This window comes from Pseudoxanthomonas sp. YR558, assembly GCF_900116385.1.
Classification (GTDB): domain Bacteria; phylum Pseudomonadota; class Gammaproteobacteria; order Xanthomonadales; family Xanthomonadaceae; genus Pseudoxanthomonas_A.
The window spans coordinates 1404647-1426970 of the sequence record NZ_FPCI01000001.1 but is presented as its reverse complement, the minus strand read 5'-3'; the positions used below and the strand labels follow the sequence as shown (position 1 = coordinate 1426970).

At 67.0% G+C, this 22324-nt stretch carries 21 protein-coding genes; 15 read left to right on the top strand and 6 right to left on the bottom strand.

Annotation, left to right across the window (positions count from 1 at the left end):
- Positions 1 to 42 precede the first annotated feature (42 nt).
- Positions 43 to 1341 (bottom strand): NupC/NupG family nucleoside CNT transporter, encoded by a 1299-nt coding sequence (locus BM365_RS06875; protein WP_093487758.1) that lies wholly within the window; start codon positions 1339 to 1341, stop codon positions 43 to 45.
- Positions 1342 to 1411: 70 nt separating this feature from the next.
- Positions 1412 to 1984, bottom strand: a complete 573-nt coding sequence (locus BM365_RS06870) for a TMEM165/GDT1 family protein (RefSeq protein ID WP_217645168.1) — start codon at positions 1982 to 1984, stop codon at positions 1412 to 1414.
- A 310-nt stretch (positions 1985 to 2294) separates the two neighbouring features.
- On the opposite strand from BM365_RS06870, the gene BM365_RS06865 reads away from it, so the two are divergent.
- From BM365_RS06865 to BM365_RS06845, 5 genes are all read left to right on the top strand, one after another.
- Entirely contained in the window at positions 2295 to 3266 is a 972-nt protein-coding gene (locus tag BM365_RS06865) for an aldo/keto reductase (RefSeq protein ID WP_093487756.1), read from the top strand.
- 107 nt (positions 3267 to 3373) lie between these two features.
- Positions 3374 to 3553 carry a hemin uptake protein HemP gene (locus BM365_RS06860; protein ID WP_233210848.1) on the top strand — a complete coding sequence of 60 codons (180 nt, stop codon included), beginning with the start codon at positions 3374 to 3376 and terminating at the stop codon, positions 3551 to 3553.
- 141 nt (positions 3554 to 3694) lie between these two features.
- Positions 3695 to 5932: a TonB-dependent hemoglobin/transferrin/lactoferrin family receptor gene (locus BM365_RS06855; RefSeq protein ID WP_093489539.1), complete on the top strand. Its 2238-nt coding sequence runs from the start codon at positions 3695 to 3697 to the stop codon at positions 5930 to 5932.
- A gap of 11 nt (positions 5933 to 5943) precedes the next feature.
- The gene (locus tag BM365_RS06850) at positions 5944 to 6576 is read left to right on the top strand and encodes a ChuX/HutX family heme-like substrate-binding protein (protein WP_233210758.1); all 633 of its coding nucleotides are present in this window, start codon (positions 5944 to 5946) and stop codon (positions 6574 to 6576) included.
- Positions 6577 to 6587: 11 nt separating this feature from the next.
- Positions 6588 to 7547 carry a DUF6607 family protein gene (locus BM365_RS06845; protein ID WP_093487750.1) on the top strand — a complete coding sequence of 320 codons (960 nt, stop codon included), beginning with the start codon at positions 6588 to 6590 and terminating at the stop codon, positions 7545 to 7547.
- A 98-nt stretch (positions 7548 to 7645) separates the two neighbouring features.
- Here BM365_RS06845 and BM365_RS06840 read toward each other — a convergent pair whose 3' ends face one another.
- Genes BM365_RS06840 through BM365_RS06830 form a run of 3 tightly spaced genes read right to left on the bottom strand, consistent with a single transcriptional unit; the run spans position 7646 to position 10119 of the window.
- Entirely contained in the window at positions 7646 to 8827 is a 1182-nt protein-coding gene (locus tag BM365_RS06840) for a PDZ domain-containing protein (RefSeq protein WP_093487748.1), read from the bottom strand.
- 28 nt (positions 8828 to 8855) lie between these two features.
- Positions 8856 to 9563, bottom strand: coding sequence for a hypothetical protein (locus BM365_RS06835; RefSeq protein WP_093487746.1), 708 nt, complete (start codon positions 9561 to 9563; stop codon positions 8856 to 8858).
- Positions 9556 to 10119, bottom strand: a complete 564-nt coding sequence (locus BM365_RS06830) for an RNA polymerase sigma factor (protein ID WP_093487744.1) — start codon at positions 10117 to 10119, stop codon at positions 9556 to 9558. The genes BM365_RS06835 and BM365_RS06830 overlap by 8 nt, the downstream gene beginning before the upstream one ends.
- A 136-nt stretch (positions 10120 to 10255) precedes the next feature.
- On the opposite strand from BM365_RS06830, the gene BM365_RS06825 reads away from it, so the two are divergent.
- From BM365_RS06825 to BM365_RS06795, 7 genes are all read left to right on the top strand, one after another.
- Positions 10256 to 11221, top strand: coding sequence for an SPFH domain-containing protein (locus tag BM365_RS06825; RefSeq protein WP_093487742.1), 966 nt, complete (start codon positions 10256 to 10258; stop codon positions 11219 to 11221).
- A 1-nt stretch (position 11222) separates the two neighbouring features.
- The gene (locus tag BM365_RS06820; protein ID WP_093487740.1) at positions 11223 to 11654 is read left to right on the top strand and encodes an NfeD family protein; all 432 of its coding nucleotides are present in this window, start codon (positions 11223 to 11225) and stop codon (positions 11652 to 11654) included.
- A 34-nt stretch (positions 11655 to 11688) separates the two neighbouring features.
- Positions 11689 to 12180, top strand: coding sequence for a hypothetical protein (locus tag BM365_RS06815; RefSeq protein ID WP_175502046.1), 492 nt, complete (start codon positions 11689 to 11691; stop codon positions 12178 to 12180).
- A gap of 64 nt (positions 12181 to 12244) precedes the next feature.
- Positions 12245 to 13366 (top strand): glycine cleavage system aminomethyltransferase GcvT, encoded by a 1122-nt coding sequence (gene gcvT, locus BM365_RS06810; protein WP_093487736.1) that lies wholly within the window; start codon positions 12245 to 12247, stop codon positions 13364 to 13366.
- A gap of 85 nt (positions 13367 to 13451) precedes the next feature.
- A complete protein-coding gene (gene gcvH, locus BM365_RS06805) occupies positions 13452 to 13847 on the top strand; it encodes a glycine cleavage system protein GcvH (RefSeq protein WP_093487734.1) in 396 nt (131 codons plus the stop codon).
- A gap of 1022 nt (positions 13848 to 14869) precedes the next feature.
- Positions 14870 to 15316 (top strand): histone, encoded by a 447-nt coding sequence (locus BM365_RS06800; protein WP_093487732.1) that lies wholly within the window; start codon positions 14870 to 14872, stop codon positions 15314 to 15316.
- A gap of 115 nt (positions 15317 to 15431) precedes the next feature.
- Positions 15432 to 15965: an SRPBCC family protein gene (locus BM365_RS06795; protein ID WP_093487730.1), complete on the top strand. Its 534-nt coding sequence runs from the start codon at positions 15432 to 15434 to the stop codon at positions 15963 to 15965.
- A 36-nt stretch (positions 15966 to 16001) separates the two neighbouring features.
- On the opposite strand, the gene BM365_RS06790 is transcribed toward BM365_RS06795, so the two are convergent.
- Positions 16002 to 17423 carry a serine hydrolase domain-containing protein gene (locus BM365_RS06790; protein WP_093487728.1) on the bottom strand — a complete coding sequence of 474 codons (1422 nt, stop codon included), beginning with the start codon at positions 17421 to 17423 and terminating at the stop codon, positions 16002 to 16004.
- Between the two features lie 85 nt (positions 17424 to 17508).
- Between BM365_RS06790 and BM365_RS06785 the strand changes: the two genes are divergently transcribed.
- The 3 genes from BM365_RS06785 to BM365_RS06775 all read left to right on the top strand — a co-directional run bounded on the left by BM365_RS06785 (position 17509) and on the right by BM365_RS06775 (position 22320).
- Positions 17509 to 18108, top strand: a complete 600-nt coding sequence (locus BM365_RS06785) for a LemA family protein (protein WP_199186248.1) — start codon at positions 17509 to 17511, stop codon at positions 18106 to 18108.
- Positions 18109 to 18197: 89 nt separating this feature from the next.
- Positions 18198 to 20111, top strand: coding sequence for a M48 family metallopeptidase (locus tag BM365_RS06780; protein WP_093487724.1), 1914 nt, complete (start codon positions 18198 to 18200; stop codon positions 20109 to 20111).
- Positions 20112 to 20253: 142 nt separating this feature from the next.
- Positions 20254 to 22320: a tetratricopeptide repeat protein gene (locus tag BM365_RS06775; protein ID WP_093487722.1), complete on the top strand. Its 2067-nt coding sequence runs from the start codon at positions 20254 to 20256 to the stop codon at positions 22318 to 22320.
- Positions 22321 to 22324 lie beyond the last annotated feature (4 nt).

The window sequence follows — 22324 nt, the reverse complement described above, 5'->3', positions numbered from 1 at the left end:
TAGAAGGAAGGGGAAGGGCGGCCGCCGGCCGCCGTTCTCCGATCAACCGAAGTGCGACAGCACGCCGGCAATGGTGGCCGTCATCAGCGTGGCGATGGTGCCGCCGAGCACGGCGCGCAGGCCGAACCGGGCCAAGTCCGAGCGGCGCTCGGGCGCCAAGCCGCCGATGCCGCCGATCTGGATCGCGATCGAGCTGAAGTTGGCGAAGCCGCACAGCGCGTACGTGGCGATCAGCTTGCCCTCGTCGGACAGCGACACGCCGGCCACCTTGCCATTCACGATGTCCGCCAACTGCAGGTAGGCGACGAACTCGTTGATGACCACCTTCTGGCCGATCAGCGAGCCCACGGTGGTCGCATCCTGCCACGGCACGCCGATGACCCACGCGATGGGCGCCAGCAGGTAGCCGAAGATCGTGGCCAGGTCGGTCGGCTTGCCGAGGATGGCGGCCAGGCCGGTGGCTTCGCCGAACCACGTCAGCGGCCAGTTCAGCAGCGCGATCAGTGCGATGAACGCCAACAGCATCGCACCGATGTTCAGTGCCAGCCGCAGGCCGTCGCCCGCACCGGCGGCGGCCGCATCGATGATGTTGCTAGAAGTCTTTTCGACTTCCATCTTCACCGTGCCGCGGGTCAGCGGCGTGCCGGTTTCGGGAATCAGCAGTTTCGCCACCACCAGCGTGGCCGGAGCGGCCATGATCGACGCGGCCAGCAGGTGCTTGGCGTAGAAGGCCTGCTGCTCCGCATCGCCGCCGCCCAGCATGCCCACGTAGGCCGCGAGCACGCCACCGGCGATATGGGCCATGCCGCCGATCATCATGGTGATCAGCTCCGACTCGGTCATCTTCGGAATGTACGGGCGCACCGTCAGCGGCGCTTCGGTCTGCCCGATGAACACGCTGGCGCAGACGCTCGTGGTCTCGGCGCCGGACACCTTCATCACCTTGGTGATCGCCAAGGCCATGATCCGAACGATGAATTGCATCACGCCCAGGTGGTACAGCACGCCCATCAGGGCGGCGAAGAAGATGATGGTGGGCAACACCTGGAAGGCGAAGATGAAGCCGTAAGTCTCGACGTTCATCAGGCCGCCGAAGATGAAGTTCGAGCCGGCGTTAACGAAACTGAGGATCTTCACGAAGCCGTGGCCGAGCGCATCGAACACTTCGCGGCCGCCCGGCACCAGCAGCACGAGCGCGGCGAAAGCGATCTGCAGGGTGACGCCCGTGGCGACCAGTTTCCAGTCGATGGCCTTCCGGTTGTTGGAAAACAGCCAGACGATGCCGATGAGCACCGCCAGACCGAACAGGCCGAAGCCGATCCGCCCCAAGACTTCCAGCATGTATTCCCCCAGACCTTGCATGTTGTTCTGACCGGGCAGTCTAGCAGCCGCCGGGGCCGCCCCAGGCCGTTCAGCCTATGCCGCGGAAAGCCACCCACAGGGCCAGGGCGAGGAACACGGCCGATGCCAGCCCGCGGGCCAGCTTCAGCGGCAGTTTGTCGGCGAAGCGGTGGCCCAGCCAGACCACCGGCAGGTTCGCCAGCAGCATGCCGATCGTGGTGCCGGCGATCACCTGCCACAGCGGCACGTACTTGGTGGCCAGCAATACCGTTGCGACCTGGGTCTTGTCGCCGATCTCGGCCAGGAAGAAGGCCACCGTCGTCGCTAGGAAGGCGCCATGGGCCGGCAGGTTGTCGGCTTCGTCCTCCAGCGTGTCCGGCTTGAGCGTCCACAGGGCCACGGCCAGGAAGCTGCCCGCCACCACCCAGCGCAGCACCTCGGGCGACAGCCAGTCGGTCAGTTCGGCGCCCAGCCAGGCGGAAATCGCGTGATTGACCAGGGTCGCGGCCAGAATGCCCAGCGCGATCGGCCACGGCTTGCGGTAACGCGCGGCCAGCAACAGGGCCAGCAACTGGGTCTTGTCGCCGATTTCGGCCAAGGTGACGGTGCCGGTGGAGACCAGCAGGGCGTGCAGGGACAACATCAAGGACTCCGGGGCCAGGCGTTCGCGGATGGACGCGAAGGCAAACGACGCACTGCCCGGCCCGGGTTAGCGCGACGCCTGCCTTCGGTCTTGCCCGGCGAAGCGTTTCGCTTCGTCCCGCGCACCATGGTCGTCGACCAAGTGTGTTGACGCGCGGACCCCGTCGGGACGGGTGGGCTACTCCCCGGAGGAGGAAAGTGTGCACATTCTAAAGCGCGCTCGCCGGGGGCGGCGGAGCCATTCTCATTTGGCGCCGTGCCGGTGCCGGAGACGGGCGCTAGGATGGGGCGAACCGCCACGGGAGAACGCCATGCAGTACCGCCGCCTCGGCACGTCGGGACTCCAGGTCTCAGCCCTGTCCTTCGGCGCCTGGCTGACCTTCGGTCAGCAGGTCGGTGCTCGCGAGGCGGGCGAGCTGATCGCGCTGGCGTGGGACCACGGGGTCAACTTCTTCGACAACGCCGAGGTTTACGGCCATGGTGACGCCGAACGCGTGATGGGCGAGGCGCTGCGCGCGCTGGCGCTGCCGCGGGATAGTTTCTGCGTGTCCAGCAAGGTGTGCTTCGGGGCGGTCGAGAATCCCCGCCCCACCCAACGTGGCCTCTCCCGCAAACATGTCACCGAGGCCTGCCATGACGCGCTTCGTCGATTGCAGGTGGACTACCTGGATCTGTTCTTCTGCCACCGCCCGGATCCCGATACGCCGGTGGAGGAGACCGTCTGGGCGATGGACACGCTGATCCGGCAAGGCAAGGTGCTGTATTGGGGAACGTCGGAATGGCCGGCCGCGCGCATCCGCGAGGCCGCCGCGATCGCGCGCAAGCACCACCTGCACGGGCCGACGATGGAGCAGCCGCAGTACAACCTGCTGCACCGGCAGCGGGTGGAACTGGAGTACGCGCCGCTCTACGCCGAGTTGGGCCTGGGTACGACGACCTGGTCGCCCTTGGCGTCGGGTCTGCTGACGGGCAAGTACGGCGGCGACATCGCCGGCGATACGCGCCTGGGACGCACGGGGCACGAAGATCTACGCCGGATGATCCTGGGCGCCGCAGGCGCCAGGCGTCAGGAACGTGCCGCCCGCTACGCTGCCGTGGCGGCGGAACTTGGCGAGAAGCCGGCGCCGCTCGCCATCGCGTGGTGCCTGCAGAACCCGCATGTGTCGACCGTCATCCTGGGGGCGAGCCGGGCAGAACAGCTACGCGAGAACCTGACGGCGCTGGATCTGGCCACCCGCTACGACGAGGCCGTCTGGGCGCGCTTGACGGCTGCGGCGGACTGACGGACAGGCGACGCTACGAAAGTGTTGACTCGCAAATAAGAATCATTATCATCAAGTTCCGTTCCACCCGGAGCTTCCCGATGATCTCGAACGTCACTGCATTGCCCATGGCCGATTCGCTGGCGCTGCGCGAGCGCCTTTCCCTGTCCAACAGCGAGCCGCGCACCGAGGAGATCCTCGAAAGTGCCGCCCTGCTGAAGGGCCAGCGCGAAGTGTTGATCCGCCATGGCGACCGCGTGTACCGCTTGCGCCACACCAGCAACGACAAGCTGATCCTCACCAAGTAAACCGACGCATCGTCGCTATGTCGATGCGTCGCCGCAGTACAGCGCGGCGGAACACCCTCTCTCTCCACCGGGCGCCAGCCAAGGATTCTCCGGCCGCCAGCCTTCCGGGTCTGATCACCACCCACAGGAATGCTGTACGCCATGATGCGTCCCACGCTGCTCACCGCGGCCGTGTGCCTGGCCCTTGCCGGCCATGCCCATGCCGCTCCCGCCGCCGATGCGGCTTCGCCCTCTTCCTCCAGCGCCGATGCGAATGAACTGGCGCGCATCCAGGTTACCGCCACGCGCAGCGAGCGCGCCGTCGCGGATGTGCCGAATACGGTCAGCGTCATCGATCGCGAGGAACTGGACGACCGCCTGGTCCGCGACATTAAGGGGCTGGTGCGCTACGAGCCCGGAGTGACCGTCACCTCCAGCTTCGGCCGCTTCGGCCTGGGCGGATTCCGCATCCGCGGCCTGGAAGGCAATCGCGTACGCATCCAGACCGATGGCATTCCGGTGTCGGACGCTTTCTCGATCGGCAGCTTCTCCAACGCGAACCGCAACTTCGTCGACCTGGACACGCTGAAGCAGGTCGAGATCGTGCGCGGACCGTCCAGCTCGCTATACGGTTCCGATGCGCTCGGGGGCGTCGTATCGTTCATCACCAAGGATCCTTCGGACTATCTCGAAGACGGCAAGGACGCGTACTTCGGCTTCCGCCTCGGCTACGACAGCAGCTGGAACGGCTTGTTCGGCAACGCCACTGCGGCGTTCGGTGGCGACCGATTGAGCGGCCTGGTTAGCGTCGGCCACCGGCAAGGCGAGGAAACCGAAAACCAGGGCGATGTCGCCGGTATCGGCGCCAACCGCACATTGCCGAACCCGCAGGAACGGGATGGTCGCAGCCTGCTGACGAAGCTGGTCTTCGCGCCGAGCGAAGGGCAGCGGTTCCGCCTGACGGTGGAAGGCAACGAGGACAATGCCGATACCGATCTGTTGACCCAGCAGGGGTATCAATCGCTGACGCGCGCCACCAACGATCGCGTGATCGCGCGCGACCACCAGACGCGTGCGCGCGTCGCCTTCGCGCATGAGTGGGACAACCTTTCGGCGGCATTCGCCGACAGTCTGGACTGGCAGATCTACCGCCAGGACAGCGAAACCACCCAGTACACACGCGAGGAACGGACGCTGCCTGCGCCGACGCTGCGCGACATCCGCGAGCGCGAGTTCAATTTCGATCAGCGGACCTATGGTCTCCAGGCGAACTTCCGCAAGGCGTTCGGTACTTCTGTTCGCCACGACCTGATTTATGGCCTGGACCTCGCACGTACCGAGACGCGGCAGAAGCGCGACGGCCTGCGCACGTTCCCGCTGACCGGCGTGAGCACGCCGGTCATGTCGCCGGATACGTTCCCCGTGCGCGACTTCCCGGTAAGCAAGACCACCACCGCCGCGCTCTACGTGCAGGACGAGATCAGCTTCGCTGACGGCGCGTTCCGATTGGTGCCGGGTCTGCGCGTGGACCACTATCGCCTCGACCCGCAGCACGATGCAATCTTCGACGCCGACAATCCGGGCGTGGCGTTGGCGGATATCCGCGAGACCAGCGTGTCGCCCAAACTCGGCATGGTGTGGACGTTCGCACCGGCGTGGTCGCTGTTCGGCGGGTATGCGCACGGCTTCCGATCGCCGCCTTACAACGACGTCAACATCGGTTTCACCAACGTGCAGTTCGGCTACACCGCCATCGCGAACCCGGACCTGAAGCCGGAAACCAGCGACGGCGTCGAACTGGGCGTGCGTTATGCTAGCGAAGTGGCGTACGCCAGCTTCTCGGGCTACTACAACCGCTACGACGACTTCATCGAATCGATGCGGCCCATCGGCTACAACGACGACGGGCTGATGGTCTACCAGTCGCAGAACATTTCCGAGGCGCAGATCCATGGCCTGGAGCTTAAGGCGGGCCTGGACATCGGTGCGTTGTCCGATGCGTGGGCGGGCTGGTCGCTGCGCGGTGCGGCCGCGTGGTCGCGCGGCAAGGACCGCAGCACCGATACGCCGCTGGACAGCGTGGACCCGCTGACCGCGACGCTGGGCCTGGCCTACGACGCCTCGTCGTGGGGCGCGGAACTGGCAGGCCGTTTCGTCGACCGCAAGCGCCGCGTGTCGGACCCGGACTACTACCGCCAGGCGGGCTATGGCGTGCTCGACCTGTACGCGCACTGGAATTTCGCGCCTGGCGCGAAGTTCAACGTCGGCGTCTTCAACCTGGCCGATCGTCGCTACATCGATGCGGGCGACATGGCACTCGTTGCCACCGGCAGCGCCACGCTCGATCGCTACACCGCGCCGGGTCGCACGTTGTCGGCCAGCGTAGCGGTGAGCTGGTAACCGCTATGCCGATGCTGCGGGCACTCCCTGGTTCCGTCACGGGCGCATCCGCGGATGCGTTTCCGGGCGCCGCGCAACTCGCGGCGTTGGGACCGGTGTTGTGCCTCTATCGAACGCAGCACGGCAGCGAACTGGCCGGCTGGCAACAAGCGGTACGCGTGGAAGCCCACGCCGGCGTGGGCAGCGACGGCCTGGACGAACGATTGCTGTTCTTCGACGCGCAGGGACGGTGCTGCTGGCGTTTGTGCCTGTTGCCTGACAGCGATTTCGTGGCCTGGGATCGCCTGGTGGCGTCGTTGCCGCAGGGCACCGACGGTGAAGCCGCCGGGCTGGCCGACCGCTTGTGGCAACGGCTTGCGGGACGCTTGCTCGGCGGGCAATGGCGCGCCTGTGCGCTGCAACTCCATGCGGTGCCGCAACCCGCCACGTTGCCCGTGCTCGCGGCCAGCCTGTCGTTGATGTCGGTGCTGGGCGTCAACACGGCGCGTCGGATCGCGCATGCCGAAGGCGCGGAACTGGAAAGCGGGCTGCACGACTGCTGCTGCGCATCGTCGACCCGTTACAACGCGTCCCTACCGGACGCGGATCGGGAAACCCCAATGGAGGCGGGCGACAAGGTCGTACCGCTGATCAGACTCACATGAGAGAAGCCACCATGAAAACATCGGTCGCCACCCTGCTGTTCACCGCCTCGTTGCTGGCCGCAGGCCAGGCCTTCGCCGCCGACCCTGCCCGCGACCACCAGTCGATCCTGGCGATGCAGGGCGACTACACCGTCGACTTCGCTTTCGACGAAACCGTCCTACTGCAGCCGGGCTACGAGCGCCAGGCGGCCATGCGCAGCGGCGGCGATGAGACCGTCATCGTCGTCGAGGACTCGCCGACCCGGATCGTCCTCCAGCACATCCTGGTCGACGCCAAGAGCGGCCACGTGACCAAGCATTGGCGCCAGGACTGGACCTACGAGGCATCCACGCGCTTCGAGTTCAGCGCCGACCAGACCTGGAGCGTCCGCACGATCCCTGCCGATGCCACGCGCGGTGCGTGGACGCAGTGCGTGTACGAGGTCAGCGATGCGCCGCGCTACTGCGGTACCGGCCGCTGGGAGTACGCCAATGGCGTGACAACCTGGACCAGCGATCTGAGCTGGCGGCCGCTGCCGCGTCGCGAGTACACCAAGCGCAGCGACTACAACGCGCTGTCGGTGGTCAACCGCCACACGCTGACGCCGAATGGCTGGACCCACGAGCAGTTCAATACCAAGGTCCTGCGAAAACCCGACGGGACGCAGGTGGAACTGGCACGCGAGTTCGGCTTCAACGATTACATCAAGACCACCGAGGTCGACTTCAAGCCCGCGCGCGACTACTGGCAGGCGACGGCCGGCTACTGGGCCAAGGTGCGCGCGCATTGGGATCGATTCCTGTCCCGCGCGCCCGGTGTCCACCTGAAAACCAAGGTGGACGGCATGGCGATGATCATTCCGTTGTTCACCCAGGCCGGCGACGTGCAGGAAGGCAAGACCGTGGCGGATGCGAGCATCGCCAAGGTGTTCGCCGACTGGGTCGAGCCCGCACCTGCAGAACGTGCCGCGGCGGCCGGGCAATCGCGCTGAAGGTTCTCTCCGGCACAGGGACGTGCCGCCTTTGTAGAAAAAGACCCCCGCGGTTGCGGGGGCAGGGGATTCATCGGTTTCTCTTCTAGTAATGCGTGTCAGAGCAGCGTGCTGCCCTTGCCGGATGGCGGTACGGGCGCAGCAGGCGGCGGGGGCGGCAGCGGCATGTCGCCGCCGTCGTCTTCGAAGGTCTGCACCTTGCCGTCCTGGTCGACGATCATCACGCGCCGACGCTCCACGACGTTCGGCGCCTTGCCGGCGGTCTCGGCCGTACGCGGCTTCACGACCACACGCGATGTCGCGGGAAAACGGAACGCCGCGGCTTTCGGTACGGTCACGGTGCTGGTCCGGGTCTGGCGATCCCGCAGGTATTCGATCGCGACCTTGGCGTCTTCCGGCTTGTCGCGCAGCGCCTGGGTGACGTCGCGGGGCGAGGTGACCGTTGCGCCGTCGACCTTGCGGATCACGTCGCCTGACTGCAGGCCTTCGAGCTCTTCGCCGACGGACAGGACGAGCACGCCGGTGTCGGCGCCGAAGTAGCGACCCAGCGACGCATCCACGGTCGCCAGGTTGAGGTTGCTCCAGCGGAAGGCCTGGGCGAGCGCAGGCAACTGGCAGTCCTCACCCTTGCAGTCGCCGAGCTGACCGAGCTTGCGGAGCTCGAGCTGCACCTCGGGCGCGATGACGGTGCTGATCTCGCCCATCGGCAGAGGCACCCCCTCGATCCATGGCATGCCACCTTCGCGGCTGCTGAAGAAGACGGCGCCCGGACCTTGGCTGGCGAACGCACTGCGCGGCGATACCTGCGTAGGAGTGACGCTCGCCTCGTGGACTTTGCCGTCGCGCTGATAGGTGACCCGCACGGGCGTATCTGCCTTTAGGCTGGCCAACCGCGTGCGCGCGTCGGCCACGCGTGCGTCGGCGGTGGCGCCACCGATCGTCTCGCCCGCCACCCGCACCAAGCGATCGCCCGCCTTCAGGCCGGCCTTGGCCGCGCCGCTTTCCGGCGTCACGCCCGTGATGCGCACGCCTGCCGCGTCATCGCCCGAGAGCAGTACGCCGAGCCGCGGCCGACGCACGACGATGTGATCGATGTCGACGGGTGCGCGCACGGCGCCGGCGTCCCGCGAAAGTTCGGCGACGCGTTTCGCGGCGCGTTGCAGGTCCGCGCGGGCGGCGTCCAGTTCCTTCTGTTTGGCTGCATCGCCCTGTTGGGCCAGCGCGGGCAGTGGCGCGATCAGTGCAAGGGCCAGCAGCGACCGGGATAGGGGCTTGAGCATGGTGGGTCTCCTCGTTGCGTGTTCTGGATCAGTAGATGGCGCTATCGGCGGCGGTGTCGTTCAAGGCGACCTGCCAGCGTTGGGTGGCTTCCACGCCGGTAAGCTGGCGCAGCGTGTCGACGCGTTCTTCCCACAGCGCGGTGCGCGTGGTCTCGGACAGGGCGGGTTGCGAGAGCGCCAGGTCGATGTGGCTGACCTGGTCCTGCAGGTCGGCACTGACGGTGAGGGCCGCCACGTTGCCGGTACTGCTGTCGGGTAGTTGCGCCAGCACGGCTTCGAGGCGCGCGGATTCGGTGTAGAGCGCATCGAGACGGGCGGGTTGCGCCGGCGCACGAGGGCGCGCAACGGCTGGACGCGCCGACGGCGCGTCAGCGATCCGTTGCGTCGTGGAGACACCTACGGGTGTGGCGGAGGCGGGTTCGGCATCAGCGGATCGCGCCGGGATGTCCGGAAGCGCCGGTGCCGTGGTCGCGACCGCGGGCGCGCGTTGCAAAGGCGGTATCGAGGTCTCTGCACCCCGCCAGTGCATCAACGGGATCACGGCGGCGAAGAAGGCCGTGGCGGCCAGCGCGATGGCAGGACGGCGCCAGCGCACGGGACGTGCGGGCACGCGCGCTGGCGGCAGTGCAGCGGCGACACGCTGCCACGCACCGTGAGGCGGCGTCTCCAGCGGCAGGGCGCCGAAGGCATCGCCCCAATCGCGCGGCACGGGTTCGCGGGAACGGGAATCAGGCATGGACGGTGTCCTCGATGTTCAACAGCGCCCGCAGCCGGCGCGTGCCGCGGGAGACCTGCGATTTGGAGAAGCTCGGCGTGCGCTGCATGAGCCCGGCGATCTCCTCGTGGGTATAGCCCTCGGCGTGGTAGAGCCACAACACGCTGCGGGTCGCCGCGGGTAGCGCTTCCAGCGCGCGCTGCAGCAGCGCCGCGTCGGCCGCGGCCGCGGGGGGTAGTCCCTGGTCCTGCGGCAGGTCGTCTTCCTCCACCGAGATCTCGGCGACCAGCCGCTTCTGCCGACGCAGGCGCAGCAACGCCTCGTTGACGGCGATCTGCCGCAGCCAGCCCCAGAAGGGGCAGTCGCCGCGGTAGTCGGGAAGGTGGTGGAAGAGCTTCAGCATGGTGTCCTGCAGCACGTCGCCCGCTTCCTCCCGGTCGCCGCAGATCCGGAGCGCCAGCGTGAACACCGGGCGTTCGAAGCGCCGGTAGATCTGCTCGAACGCCTCCCGGCAACCCGAGCGCGCGCGGGCGACCAGGCTGTCGGGGACGTCGATGGCGAACTGCGATCGGCTCAAGCGGAGGATTTCGTGGGGCTGTCGGGAATAGGGATGCCGCAGCGGGCAATACCGTCGCAGCAACCGGAAAGTTCCTTCCGGTCGCCGGGTCCGGCCATGCCTATAATCGGATCTACATCACAGGAAGGGGGTCAGCATGGAGTTCGGTCTTTCGACATTGGTGGTCGCGGCGGTGGTGCTGTTCATCGTGGTCACCTTCTTTAAAGGTGTCCGCGTGGTGCCGCAGGGCTACGAGTTCACGGTGGAGCATTTCGGCAAGTACACCCACACGATGTCCCCCGGCCTGCACTTCCTGATCCCGTACATGCAGAGCATCGGCCGCAAGGTCAACATGATGGAGCAGGTGTTCGAAGTGCCCTCGCAGGACGTCATCACCAAGGACAACGCGGTGGTGAAGGTGGATGGCGTGGTGTTCTTCCAGGTGCTGGACGCGGCCAAGGCGGCTTATGAAGTATCCAGCCTGGATCAGGCGATGATCGCCCTGGTGCAGACCAACATCCGTACCGTGATCGGTTCGATGGACCTGGACGAGTCGCTCAGCCAGCGCGAGACGATCAACGCCAAGCTGCTCGGCGTGGTGGACCATGCGACCAGCCCGTGGGGCGTGAAGGTCAACCGCATCGAGATCAAGGACATCCAGCCGCCGCGCGATCTGGTAGACGCGATGGCCCGGCAGATGAAGGCCGAGCGCGACAAGCGCGCTTCGATCCTGGAGGCGGAAGGCGCGCGACAGTCGGAAATCCTGCGCGCCGAGGGCGATAAACAGAGCGCCATCCTGGAGGCCGAGGGCAAGCGTGAGGCCGCCTATCGCGAGGCCGAGGCCCGCGAGCGCCTGGCCGAGGCGGAAGCCAAGGCGACCGAGTTGGTCTCCAATGCCATCGCGCAGGGCGACGTGCAGGCGATCAACTACTTCATCGCGCAGAAGTACGTGGAGGCCTTCAAGGAGCTGGCGACGGCGCCGAACCAGAAGTTCGTGCTGATGCCGATGGAAGCTACGGGCATCATCGGCTCGATCGCTGGCATCGCCGAGCTTGCGAAGGGCGCACTGGACAAGCAGCAGGCCGCTGCACCGTCCCGTCCGCCGCGCGTCCCGGGAGGCTGACATGAGTTTCAAGTTCGCGTTCTGGGCGATCGGGGCGCTGGTGCTGTTCGCCGCGGAGGCGATGGCGCCAGGCGCCTTCATGCTGTGGTTCGGTTTCGCCGCGGTGGCCATGGCGGTCGTGGTGCTGATGGCGCCGGGGCTCGGCTGGCTGGCGCAAGCGGTGCTGTTCTCGATGTTGGCGTTGATCTCCGTGGCCGTCTACCGCAAGTGGTTCCGCGGCAAGGGACGGCAGAGCGACAAGCCGCTGTTGAACCGGCGCGCCGAGCAACTGGTCGGTAACGTTGCCGTGCTCGACCAGGCGATCGCGGCCGGCCGCGGCCGGGTCAAGATCGACGATGCGTTCTGGACGGTGGAAGGCCCCGACCTGCCGGTCGGCACCCGCGTGCGGGTGGTGGCCGTGGATGGGATGACGCTGAAGGTCCAGGAGGCCTGATCGCATGGGGCAAGGCGTGGCGCTGGCAGCGTGGATGAGCATGCTGCTGCCGGCCGCGCCGGTGGACGGCCAGCAGCTTGTCGGCCTGACGGTGCCACCCTATCCCGACGCGCTGGAGGACATGGGCGGCAGTTGCGTGTCCGATTCCAATGCGTACGAACACGTATGCGACTACTCGGTGTCGGTCCTGGCGGCGCCATCGGCCGATCCCGAAGCGGCGCCGGTGCCACGCTTCGTCGTGGCCGGCAAGATGGCGGGCCGCGACGGCAATCGCGCGCGCTGGCAGATCACCGACGCGCAGCCGTATCCGAAGGGGCGGCAGGACTACTACCTGCAATTCGGCAACTGCCGCATCGACCGCCAGCCGGATGCACGCGTGGCGGCCCTGGTGCGCCAGCACGACGATGATGGCGAATGGTTGCGCGACGTCGCCTGGGCCGGTCGCATCGAACTGCCTGCCGGACGCTTCACCCCGCTGAAAGCCGGCTCCGTGGACTGCATCAACACAGCCTACGAAGGCCTCTGACGGCGGCGCACCGCGCTGGTGCGTTCTGGGATAATGGCCCTCTTTGCCTGTCCCAGGACCCGCCATGACCCAGAAGACCATCCTCAACGACACCCATCGCGCGCTCGGCGCCAAGATGGTCGACTTCGGCGGCTGGGACATGCCGATCCACTATGGCTCGCAGATCGAGGAGCATCACCAGGTGCGCCGCGACGCCGGCATGTTCGACGTCAGCCACATGACCGTGGTGGACCTGCGCGGCGACCGCACGCGCGACTTCCTTCGCCACCTGGTGGCCAACTCCGTCGACAAGCTGCAGAAGCCGGGCAAGGCGCTCTACACCGCCATGCTCGACGAGGCGGGCGGCGTGATCGACGACCTCATCATCTATTACATGGCCGAAGACTTCTTCCGCCTGGTGGTCAACGCCGCCACCCGCGAGAAGGATCTCGCATGGATCGGCGCCCAGGCCGCTCCGTTCGCCGTTGCCGTCACCGAACGTCCCGAGTTCGCCATGGTCGCCGTGCAGGGCCCGACCGCGCGCGATCGCGTGCACGGCCTGCTGCGCGAGGAAGATCGCGCCAAGGTCGGCAAGCTGACGCGCTTCGCCGCCGCCGAGGCCAACAGCCTAGCCGGCACGCCGTTGTTCGTGGCGCGCACCGGCTACACGGGCGAGGACGGCTACGAGATCGTCCTGCCGCAGGAGCAGGCGGTGGCGTTCTGGAACGCGCTCCTCGACGCCGGCGTGAAGCCCGCCGGCCTGGGCGCGCGCGACACGCTGCGCCTGGAGGCCGGCATGAACCTGTACGGCCAGGACATGGACGAAACCGTCTCGCCCTACGAAGCCGCCCTGGCCTGGACGGTGGCGCTCGACGAAGGGCGCACCTTCAATGGTCGTGCCACGCTCGAAGCGCAGAAGGCCGCCGGTGCGCCGCGCCAGATGATCGGCCTGGTGATGGACGAGAAGGGCGTGCTGCGCCACGGCCAGAAGGTGCTGACGCCGTACGGCGACGGCGAGATCCTCTCGGGCACCTTCTCGCCGACGCTAGGCAAGGCGATCGCTTTCGCGCGCGTCCCCGCCGGCGACATCCCGCTGGGCGCCGCGGGCAACGTGCGCGTCGATATCCGTGGCCGCGAGGTGCCGGTGCGCGTGGTGAAGTTCCCGTTCGTGCGCGACGGCCAGCCGCAGCCGGGCGTGATCGAGTGATCCGCGCGCCGCTTCCTTCACCCGCGCATTCCTCCGCTAAACTATCGTCTCTTCCCCGACCCACCGCACTTTTCCGGAGTACCCCATGAGCGAAATTCCTGGCGATCTGAAGTTCCTCAAGTCCCACGAATGGGCCCGCCTGGAAGGTGGCGGCCGCGTCACCGTCGGCATTTCCGACCATGCGCAGGGCCTGCTGGGCGACCTCGTGTACGTCGAACTGCCCAACGTCGGCGACCGCATCGAAGCCGGCAACGCCAGCGCCGTGGTGGAGTCGGTCAAGGCGGCGTCCGACGTCTACAGCCCCGTGACCGGCACCGTGCTCGAGGTCAACGCCTCGCTCGCCGACAAGCCCGAGACCATCAACGAAGACGCCTATGGCGACGGCTGGATCTTCGTGATCCAGGCCGAAGAGCCGGAACAGCTCAACGAGCTGCTCTCGCCCGACGACTACGCCGAACTGATCGAAGACGAAGACCACTGAGTCAGCCCGACAGGCTGTCTCCCTGCGGGGAGCCGATGGCGACGGAGCGGATCCGTCGTCGCCGGCTCCCCGTTTCGTTTCCGCCGCCGCGATCGGGCGCGTGCTCGACGCGTGACCGATGGCACGGGGAGCAGAGCCCGAGAACGACACGTCGGAATCCCGACGCGGTCATCCGACCGTGACCGACGAACGGCAAAACGGAACGCGCGGTACACCTCGATCGCAATGGTCGTGGACGGTGGATCGGGATGTCGGTGCATGCCGGCGCGCGTGTTGTTCGCGCGTCCAAGGTGGCGAAGGCATCGCCAACAGGCGGGAAAATTTTTGCGCAAATCGGCGCATTCGGGCTTGTGCGACACGGAATCCGACGCCTCCCGAGGAAGTTTTTTTAGCCTGCGTTCAAGCCGTTCGGGCGTCGATCCGAGCGTTGAGCGGGAGCAACATGCAGGCATGCCGTCAGCGCCGATTCGCGAACCGCGCAAAAAAATATGCGCGTTTTCCCGATGTTTTTTTCACGCGTGCTTTTCCGAGGCGCGATGCGCGACGACATCGACGGCAGTCGGCAGGGTGCGTCGGCACCGGTCACCGCCGACGCATGCAGTGGGCGGGATGAAAAAAAGTTGCGGCCAGGTGTTGACACCTTGAAAAACCGTGATTAGGTTTCGCCCCAAGCAGAGCATGCTGCGGAAGCGAGTGAGTCGAATCAACACGACAGCGCGAGAGACAACACAGACCATCGTCACCCGGATCGGGGTGGACGCCGGCCTCGCTTCCCCCGGAAAAACGCAACGCACCCAATCCAAGACACCCGCGTCGCCGAGCGACGCGGGTGTTTTCGTATTTGTAGGGAGCCGGGTTTCGCACGCCCGGTCCCCTGGGGAATCCGCTTCGCCGCGCGTGTCGCGGCGGCGGCTGCCGACGGGTCCGACTCCCGCGGCGTTTCTTGCAGCTGGGCCTGCCTTCGGGCAGATGTGCTGTAACCAGACGTAAAAATCCATAGTTCACTGACGAGGAGCCATCACATGGCAACGAAGAAAGCTGCGAAGAAAAAGCCGGCCGCCAAAAAGGCCGCCAAGAAGGCCACCAAGAAGTCTGCTGCCAAGAAGACCGTGAAGAAGGCAGCCAAGAAGGTCGCCAAGAAGGTCGCCAAGGCCAAGAAGGCGGTGAAGAAGGTCGCCAAGAAGGCCGCTAAGAAGGTAGCCAAGAAGGTCGCCAAGAAGCCGGCGAAGAAGGCCGCCAAGAAGTCCGTGAAGAAGGCTGCCAAGAAGGTCGCCAAGAAGCCTGCTAAGAAGGCTGCCAAGAAGACCGCGAAGAAGGCCACGAAGAAGGCCGCCAAGAAAGTAGCCAAGAAGCCGGCCAAGAAGGCTGCGAAGAAGGCTGCCAAGAAGCCCGCCAAGAAGGCTGCCAAGAAGTCCAAGAAGAAAGCGGCCCCGGTCGCGCTGCCGGCAACCCCGGCTCCGCTGATCTAAGCCAACCCCGATTAGCCGTAACACCATGGACTCTCTCCCTGTGCCCAGCGGGGGGAGAGTTTTTTTATGGGCGGCCGGCTAGGCTGTCGTCTTCGCGATTCCCCAGGAGAGAGGCATGAAGTTCATCAAGTGGGTGCTGGCCGTCATCGTCGGCATCGGGTTGGTACTGACCGTCGGCGGCCTGCTGCTGCCGTCGGCGACGCATGTCGAGCGCAGCACCGTGATCGCACGCAGTCCCGAGCAGGTGTTCGCCACGCTGGATTCGTTCGAACGCTTCAATGCCTGGTCGCCGTGGGCCGAGTACGACCCGCAGGCGAAGTACACGTTCGAAGGGCCCGCCCGCGGCGTCGGGGCGAGGATGCGCTGGGTGGGCAACCGCTCCGTCGGCAGCGGCAGCCAGGAAATCACGGCCAGCGAGCCGCACCATCGCATCGTGGTAGCGCTGGACTTCGATGGCAGCCAGGCGAACGCGAGCTATCTGTTGGCGCCTGAGGGGCAGGGCACGCGGGTCACGTGGGCATTCGACAGCGAGCACGGCATGAACCCGTTCAAGCGTTGGCTCGGCCTGCTGTTCGACAAGATGATCGGTGCGGACTACGAGAAGGGCCTCGCCAAGCTCAAGGCGATGGAAGAGGGCGCGCAGCCCTGAGAGGCAGCAGGTGGCCTTAGCGGCCACCTGGGACGATCAGCGCGGCGACGCCGTGCCGCGCTGCGATGAGGTGCCGCCGTCCTTCGCCGCGTCGGTCGGCGATGCCCCCGGCGATTCCGCAAGCATAAGGTCGTAGTCGGCCGGCGTTTCGACCCATGGCTGGCCGGGCAGGCCCATCGCGCGATCGAGGATGGTCGGCAGCAGTCCCGAGGGCAGCGAGCTGTCGCTGTTCCAGACCAGCGCGATGCCGAGATCCTGGCCAGGCACCAGTGCGACCAGGCCGCGATAGCCTTGCACGGCGCCGGCATGGAACACGACTTCATGGCCCGCGTAATCGAACACGCGCCAGCCCAGTGCGTAACTGGCCGAATGGACGCGCTCGCGACGCCAACCGCCGCGCATTTCGCCCGGCGTGGTCACCACGGGCGCGTGCAGCGTCGCCAGCAGCGGCGCCGGCAGCACGTCGGGACGATGGCCGGTCTGCGCGATCAACCACTGCGCCAGATCGCTGGCGCTGGCATTGACGCCGGCCGCAGGCGGCAAACGGTAGTAGGTCGGCTTCGGCGTGGACGACACCCAGCCATTGCGGCTGCGCACGTGCGGACGTGCCCAGCGCGTGCTCGCCTGGATGCCGGCCAAGCCCATGCTGGCGTCGTTCATGCCCAGCGGCTTGAAGATGCGGCGATCCACGGCCTGGTCGTAGAAGGTGCCCGACGCGGCGAACACCACGTCGCCGATCAGGCTGAAGGCGACGTTCTGGTAGGCATAGCAGTCGCCGGGCGCGCACTTCAGCGGCGCGTAGGCGAGCTTGCGGGCGACGTCGTAGTACTCGCCATTGGCTTCGATGTCGCGATCGAACGCGTTGTGCGCCTGCAGGCCGACGCTGTGGCTCAGCACGTCCGCCACGGTCACGTGCGAGGTGGCATTCGCGTCGCTGAGCTGGAAACCGGGCACGTACTGGCTGACCTTGCTGTCCCAGCGCAGCGAGCCGTCCTGCACCATTAGGCCCGTCAGCGTGCTGGCGAATGCCTTCGACAGCGATGCCAGGCGGAACACGGTGTGCGCATCGACCGGCTGCGGTGCCGCCACGTCGGTGACGCCGTAGCCGCGCGCGCTCAGCACCCGGCCGTTATGCACGATCGCCATCGCCAGGCCGGGCACACGCTGGCCCACCGTCAGGTGCTCGGCCATGGTCTCGAACGCGGCGACATCGAAGCCGACCGCCAGCGGCTGAACCTTCTGGTCCGACAGCGAAGCGAGGTAAGGGCGCGGCTGCGTGGGCGAGCCGTAATGCGCGGTCGTCGGCACCGTGGTGGGCGCCGGTGCGTCGGCGCGCGCGGGTGACGTCCAGCGCAACGGGGTCTGCGCCGTCGACGACAGCGTCAGCGGCAGCAGCAGACCGACCAGACCGATCCGGAAGGTGGAGCGCAGCCGCCGACGGCTTGCCTTGTCTTTCATCGTGCGTGACGCCTGCGTAAGCTCTGTCGAGGGGATCATAACGCCGCTTTTTTCGATTGCACAAACAGGGAGAAGTTCCATGTCCATGTTGTTCATCCTGCTTCTGATTGTGGGTGTGGCGGTCGTCGCAGTTCTGTGGGGCGTGGGCATCTACAACGGGCTGGTGACCGCCCGGAATGCGTTCAGGAATGCATTCGCCCAGATCGACGTGCAACTTCTGCGCCGTTTCGACCTGATCCCCAACCTCGTGGAGACCGCCAAGGGCTACATGAGCCATGAACGGGAGACGCTGGAGGCTGTCGTGGCGGCGCGTTCAGCCGCACAAGCCGGTCTTTCGGCGGCGAAGGCCAACCCGGGCGATCCCGAGGCCATGGCGCAGCTGGCTGCCGCGCAGGGTCAGCTGAATGCGGGATTGGGGCGTCTGCTTGCCGTGGCGGAGGCCTACCCGGACCTGAAGGCCAACCAGAACATGATGCAGCTGACCGAAGAGTTGACCTCCACCGAGAACAAGGTGGCGTTCGCGCGGCAGGCCTACAACGACGCGGTGATGGCGTACAACAACAGGCGCGAGGTGTTTCCCTCCAGTCTGTTGGCTGGCGCGTTCAACTTCGCACCGGCGGCGCTATTGGATGTACCCGCGGAGAAAGCCGCACAGGTGCACGAAGCACCGAAAGTGCAGTTCTGAACAGGGTGCCGCGTGCTCGCGCATGCGGTTCGAGGGGACGGCGCGGCTGGGGGCCTGCGCCGCGATGATCGTGGCATGAAGGGGCGTGCATGAACTTCTTCGAACACCAGGCCGCGGCGCGGCGCGGCTCGTTCCGCATGGTGGTGTTGTTCGCGCTGGCCGTCGCCGGCATCGTGCTGGTCATCGATCTGATCGTGCTGCTGCTCGTGGGCCTGCAGAGCGAGGGTGCGAGCAGTGGCTCGCTGATCGGTTTGATGGCCGTGTCGACGCTGGCCACGCTGGCGGTGATTGGATTGGGCTCGCTGTATCGTCTGGCTAGCCTGCGCGCCGGTGGCGAGGCGGTCGCGCAGCAGATGGGCGGCAGCGAGGTGTCCGATGACACCCAGGAGCCGTCGCTGCGCCGGTTGCGCAACGTCGTCGAAGAAATCGCGATCGCCTCCGGCGTGCCCGTGCCGAGGGTCTTCGTGCTGGAGCATGAGGCAGGCATCAACGCGTTCGCCGCCGGCTACGCCCCCGCCGATGCGGTGGTGGCCGTCACCCGCGGCGCGCTGGACCGTCTCAATCGCGACGAGTTACAGGGCGTCATCGCGCATGAGTTCGGCCACATCCTCAATGGCGACATGCGCCTGAACATCCGGCTGATGGGCGTGCTGTTCGGCATCATGATGCTGGGCATCATCGGCCAGCGGATCCTCGTCTACGGACGCGGCAGCCGTGGGAAGGATGCCCTGCCGGTATTCGCGATCGCGGGAGCGGCGGCCCTCGCCGGGTTCGTGGGACTGTTCTTCGGCCGAATGATCAAGGCCGGGGTCAGCCGCCAGCGCGAGCTCCTCGCCGATGCGTCCGCGGTGCAGTTCACCCGTCAGTCCGCCGGGCTCGCCGGCGCACTGAAGAAGATCGCCGGGTTGAGCAGCGGCTCCGCGCTGGAGGACAAAGGCAAGGCGGAGGAAGTGAGCCACATGTTGTTCGGCGAAGGCCGCGCCTATTCGCGCCTGTTCGCCACCCATCCCCCGCTGCTCCAGCGCATCCGCCTGCTGGATCCGCTGTTCGGCCAGCACCAGTTGGATGAACTCGCGCGTCGCTGGGCCGTTGCGCCGCCCGATGGACTGCTGGAAGACCAGACCCTGCGCGTGGTGCCGGGCGGACCGCCGCCGTTGCCGGCGGCAACGGCCGTGCTCCCGCTGACGCCGCCGATGGTGGTCGCGCAGGTCGCCACGCCGACGCCCGACGACTACGGCCGCGCGCGCATCATCGCCGCGACGCTGCCCGAGCCGTTGCGGCTGCTGGCGAAGCAGCGCGACCATGTCATGCCGCTGCTGTTGGCACTGGTGATCGATGATGCGGCCAGCGTGGCGGCGCGGCAGCGCTTCGAGATCGAAGCACGCCTGGGCGAAGCCATGGCCGCGCGTGTGATCCAGCTGCGCGAGACGCACCTGCGCGACCTGCATCCTGCGCATCGTCTGCCGTTGGCGGCGCTGGCGTTTCCGGTGCTGCGGCGTTTTCCACGCCCGGAACTGGACGCCTTCATCGACACTGTCGATGCCGCGGTACACGCAGACGGGAAGGTCTCGCTCTTCGAATACTGCTTGGCGCGGTTGCTGCAGGTACAGGTGCGCGAAGCGCTGTCGCCTGCGCAGGCCCGGCCCTTCGGGCGCCGCAAGCCGCACGATGTGCGCGGGCCGCTCGCCACCCTGCTCGCCGTCGTTGCGCAGGCGGGCCACGACACGCCCATGAAGGCGCAACACGCGTATCTGGCCGGGTTGCAGCGCGTGCTGCCGCGCGATCACCTCCCCTATGCGCCGCCGACGCACGGCGTGTTGGCGCTGGATGACGTCTGGGAACCGCTCGATGCGCTGGATCCGCTGGCCAAGCAGTTGTTGGTGGAAGCCGTGACCGCGGCCGTCAGCCATGACAACCAGGTGCGCGTGGCCGAAGCGGAGCTGCTGCGCACGATCTGCGGCGTGCTGCATTGCCCGCTGCCGCCGATGCTCGAAAAGGGCTGACTGGCCGATTGTCCGGCGGGCTCCCGTTGGATTCGGAGCCCCGGGAACATGCTGCAAATGAGGCTGGCTGCAGGCGAGGCCGGGGCGCCTCACCGTCGTGTGCTGTTCCTTCGTTGTCCGTCCGGATGCCAGGAGCCCCGCCATGCGTCGTACGGTCCCGTCCTCGATCGTCCAGCGGCTGTTGATCGGTAGCCTCATCGTCCTGCTCGCGGCGCTGGCCGTCGTGCGCTCGTGGTACGGCACACGCCTGGACAGCTTCACCGTCGACGAGCCTTGGCACATCGTCGCCGGCACGGTTTACGTGCGCGGTGGCGACCGGCACCTCAATCCCGAACATCCACCGCTGGCCAAGCTTTGGGTCGGCCAGTGGATGCCGACGGATTTCCGTGTCGGTCCCGAGCCGGGCCTGCGCGAAAAGGCGCAGGAGCGCGAGTGGGTCGAACAGACGATGTTCGAAGAGAACGATCCCGAACGCACGCAGCAACGGGCCCGGATGGCGATGTGGAGCTTGAACGCCATGCTCCTCGTCGTGCTCGGCCTGCTGCTGTGGCGTGCCGCCGGTATCGCATGGGCCGTCGGTACGCTCGCGTTCCTCGCGCTGGAGCCCACCGTCGGCGCGCATCTGCCCGTCGTCATGACCGACGGACTCCTCGCCTTGACGCTCTCGCTCGTCATCGTGGCCGCGGGGGTGCTGGCGGCGACCTGGCAATGGCGATGGGTCGCCGTCTTCGGCATCACCGTCGGATTGGCGCTGGGCGCGAAGCACTCGGCGCTGGCCGGGCTGATGGGCGTCGGCGGCGTGCTCGTCGTGGCGGCGGGTATGGGCATCCGAACGAATGGCTGGCGCGAGGGCCTGCGACGGTGCGCGAAGCTCTTGGCGGCCATCCTGCTGGGTGTGGCCCTGCTGTGGGCGCAGTACGGCTTCCGTTTCCACGCGGATAGTAGTGGCGGCGATGCCTTCAACCTGTCGATGGACGCCAAGGTCGCGGAAGTCACCAAGCCCGCGCTGCGCGGCGTGATCGCCTTCTCTGACGAACTCCATCTGTTGCCGCGCGCCTATCTCTGGGGGCTGGCGGACACGGTGCGCACCGGCATCGAAGGTCGCGGCGGCGCCCTGCACCTTGTCTGGGGCAAGGTGTTCGAAGGACGCACGCCGTGGTTCACCTGGCCTGCCATCCTTGCTGCAAAGATCCCCCTTGCATTGACCGCGCTGGCGCTACTGGGTGTTGTGTTGGCGCTGCGCGCGCCCCTCGCGCCGGCCCCACGATGGATGCTGGCCGCGCTCGCGGCGGGCAGCGTGCTGCATTTCGCCGCGCTCGCCGTTTCGCCTCAGGCCTGGGGCGGCGTGCGTCACGCGACACCGCTGCTGGCGGCCGCAGCCGTGCTCGGTGGCGGTGCGGTGGCGGAAGCCTGGCGGCGGCGATCGCGCCTGTTGATGGGGGTGGTCGCCGCGCTCTTCGTGGCGGCCTTCGCCATGACGATCCGCGAACCGCGCCTGTGGGAGTACCACAACGAACTCGTCGGAGGGACGACGGGCGGCTACCGCGCCTTCCGCAACGAGGGCGTGGACCTGGGCCAGCGCTTCGGCGAGATCCGCGACTTCCACCGTCGCGTCATCGCAGCGACCGGCGAACCGGTGTATCCCGACTACTGGGTGATGGAGCGCCAATGGCGTGCCGCGCACCTCGAGTATCACCGTTTCGTCGAGGATCTCGACGACACCAACGCCGCGGGCGTCTGGGAGGGCTGGTTCGTGTACACCGTCGTGGATGAGCTGCCGTGGCCGCAGTTCGAGTGGGACCCGGCGAAGGTGTTCAAGGACATGGACAAGGTCGCGCAGCTGGGCTACGTCGGTATCTGGCGTGGTCGGCTGACGCGGCCCGAAACGCGCGCGTCGGGTATCGGCGTGAAGGTGATGGAGTACCTGTACGAAGAGAATGGGCAGGACTACGCCCTGGTGGCGCGACGCCTCGAGGAAGTCGCCGTCATACGTCCGCAGAACGTCGGCGTGGGTGTCGAACTGGGCAACGCCTACCTGCGGTTGGGCCGGGGCGACGATGCGTTGCGCGCCTACCGCCGCCTGCTGGAACAGACGCGGGTGAAGCTGGATCGCAAGGTCGAGCGCCAGCTGAGGGATCAGGTCGCCCGCATCCAAGCCGGCGAGGACCCGACGAAAATCCCCCCGATGCGCAATCCGTGGATGGAGTGACCAT

What these genes read in the sequence shown, in the direction of transcription:
- BM365_RS06865 (WP_093487756.1), top strand. Translation starts at nt 2,295, where the DNA reads ATGCAGTACCGCCGCCTCGGCACGTCGGGACTCCAGGTCTCAGCCCTG.
- BM365_RS06840 (WP_093487748.1), bottom strand. Translation starts at nt 8,827, where the DNA reads ATGCTCAAGCCCCTATCCCGGTCGCTGCTGGCCCTTGCACTGATCGCG.
- BM365_RS06855 (WP_093489539.1), top strand. Translation starts at nt 3,695, where the DNA reads ATGATGCGTCCCACGCTGCTCACCGCGGCCGTGTGCCTGGCCCTTGCC.
- BM365_RS06845 (WP_093487750.1), top strand. Translation starts at nt 6,588, where the DNA reads ATGAAAACATCGGTCGCCACCCTGCTGTTCACCGCCTCGTTGCTGGCC.
- BM365_RS06780 (WP_093487724.1), top strand. Translation starts at nt 18,198, where the DNA reads ATGAACTTCTTCGAACACCAGGCCGCGGCGCGGCGCGGCTCGTTCCGC.
- BM365_RS06815 (WP_175502046.1), top strand. Translation starts at nt 11,689, where the DNA reads ATGAGCATGCTGCTGCCGGCCGCGCCGGTGGACGGCCAGCAGCTTGTC.
- BM365_RS06775 (WP_093487722.1), top strand. Translation starts at nt 20,254, where the DNA reads ATGCGTCGTACGGTCCCGTCCTCGATCGTCCAGCGGCTGTTGATCGGT.
- gcvT (WP_093487736.1), top strand. Translation starts at nt 12,245, where the DNA reads ATGACCCAGAAGACCATCCTCAACGACACCCATCGCGCGCTCGGCGCC.
- BM365_RS06870 (WP_217645168.1), bottom strand. Translation starts at nt 1,984, where the DNA reads ATGTTGTCCCTGCACGCCCTGCTGGTCTCCACCGGCACCGTCACCTTG.
- BM365_RS06795 (WP_093487730.1), top strand. Translation starts at nt 15,432, where the DNA reads ATGAAGTTCATCAAGTGGGTGCTGGCCGTCATCGTCGGCATCGGGTTG.
- BM365_RS06860 (WP_233210848.1), top strand. Translation starts at nt 3,374, where the DNA reads ATGGCCGATTCGCTGGCGCTGCGCGAGCGCCTTTCCCTGTCCAACAGC.
- BM365_RS06875 (WP_093487758.1), bottom strand. Translation starts at nt 1,341, where the DNA reads ATGCTGGAAGTCTTGGGGCGGATCGGCTTCGGCCTGTTCGGTCTGGCG.
- BM365_RS06820 (WP_093487740.1), top strand. Translation starts at nt 11,223, where the DNA reads ATGAGTTTCAAGTTCGCGTTCTGGGCGATCGGGGCGCTGGTGCTGTTC.
- BM365_RS06790 (WP_093487728.1), bottom strand. Translation starts at nt 17,423, where the DNA reads ATGAAAGACAAGGCAAGCCGTCGGCGGCTGCGCTCCACCTTCCGGATC.
- BM365_RS06835 (WP_093487746.1), bottom strand. Translation starts at nt 9,563, where the DNA reads ATGCCTGATTCCCGTTCCCGCGAACCCGTGCCGCGCGATTGGGGCGAT.
- gcvH (WP_093487734.1), top strand. Translation starts at nt 13,452, where the DNA reads ATGAGCGAAATTCCTGGCGATCTGAAGTTCCTCAAGTCCCACGAATGG.
- BM365_RS06785 (WP_199186248.1), top strand. Translation starts at nt 17,509, where the DNA reads ATGTTGTTCATCCTGCTTCTGATTGTGGGTGTGGCGGTCGTCGCAGTT.
- BM365_RS06800 (WP_093487732.1), top strand. Translation starts at nt 14,870, where the DNA reads ATGGCAACGAAGAAAGCTGCGAAGAAAAAGCCGGCCGCCAAAAAGGCC.
- BM365_RS06850 (WP_233210758.1), top strand. Translation starts at nt 5,944, where the DNA reads ATGCTGCGGGCACTCCCTGGTTCCGTCACGGGCGCATCCGCGGATGCG.
- BM365_RS06825 (WP_093487742.1), top strand. Translation starts at nt 10,256, where the DNA reads ATGGAGTTCGGTCTTTCGACATTGGTGGTCGCGGCGGTGGTGCTGTTC.